The organism is Arthrobacter sp. Y3223164 (genome assembly GCF_059091005.1).
On sequence record NZ_JBNHGF010000627.1, the window covers coordinates 1 to 1,099 of the forward strand.

The 1,099-nt window shown below is 69.2% G+C and carries 1 protein-coding gene; it reads right to left on the minus strand.

Annotation, left to right across the window (positions count from 1 at the left end; genetic code table 11):
- The coding region (locus AC5RUJ_RS16975; RefSeq protein WP_494156329.1) for an LCP family protein at positions 1-1,082 on the minus strand (1,082 nt) is incomplete at its 3' end.
- Positions 1,083-1,099 lie beyond the last annotated feature (17 nt).

The following is a 1,099-nucleotide window of genomic DNA, read 5'->3' on the forward strand; positions in this document are numbered from 1 at the left end:
GAGGCGCCGGCCGCGGGTTCTCCGCCGGCCTCCCCCGTCGTCGTCGGGTCGGGCGACCCGGCGGTGTTGACCTCCGGTGCGGTGACGTCGCCGTCCTGGCGCAGGATCCGGAACAGGGCCTGTCCCGGTTCCTCGTCCAAGACCAGGCGGTTCTCGTCCATGGGGGCGCTCTTAGTGGGCAGCGCGACGAACGCGACCTTCCCCAGGTCAACGCTCTTGACCCGGTCGGCCAGGGCCAGCAGCCGGGAAACCTCGGCCAGGCCTTCGTCCACCGTGAGGTTGTTGACCACGGCCTCGGCGATGGAGTAGAGGCGGGGCACGTTGGTCAGCGTGCCTTCGGACTGGATCTTGCGGGCCATGGACGCCAGGAAGCTCTGCTGCGCACGGATCCGGCCGCGGTCTCCGCCGTCGCCGAAGGAGTGCCGGGTGCGCAGGAACGCCAGCGCCTGCTCGCCCTGCACGGTGCTCACGCCGGCCGGGAGCCGCAGCTTGGAGTAGGTGTCATTAATGGGCTCGTTGACGCAGACTTCCACGCCGCCGATCACCGTGGAGAGCTCCTTGACGGCGTTGAAGTCGGCCATCATGAAGTGGTCTATCTCCAGGCCTGTCATTTCGTTGACGGCCGCCACGGTGCAGCCGGGGCCGCCATAGGTCAGGGCGGCATTGAGCTGGGCTTCCTGCTGCTCCGGGTACACCTCGCCGGTCTCCGGATCGGTGCAGGTGGGGATGGTGGTGAGCAGGTCGCGCGGCAGGCTGACGACGGTGACCCGCTCCCGGTCCGCGGACAGGTTCATCAGCATCATCACGTCCGATTTGCCGAAGCCGGCCGACGAGCCGTCCGAGCCGTACCGGCCGTCGCTGCCGGCGCGTGTGTCGGTACCCAGGATGAGGATCTGCACGGGATCACGGCTCAGGTCCACCGGCAGCCCTTGGGCGCCGGTGCCCAGGTTCAGCGGCGAGGTGCTGATGCTGTCGCGCAGGCCCACGATTTTGAACACCACGACGCCCACACCGGCCGCCAGGGCCAGCGCCAGCGCGCCCGCCACGACCTTCAGCCACAGCAGTTTGGGCCCGCGGCCCATGTGCCTCGGATTGGCGG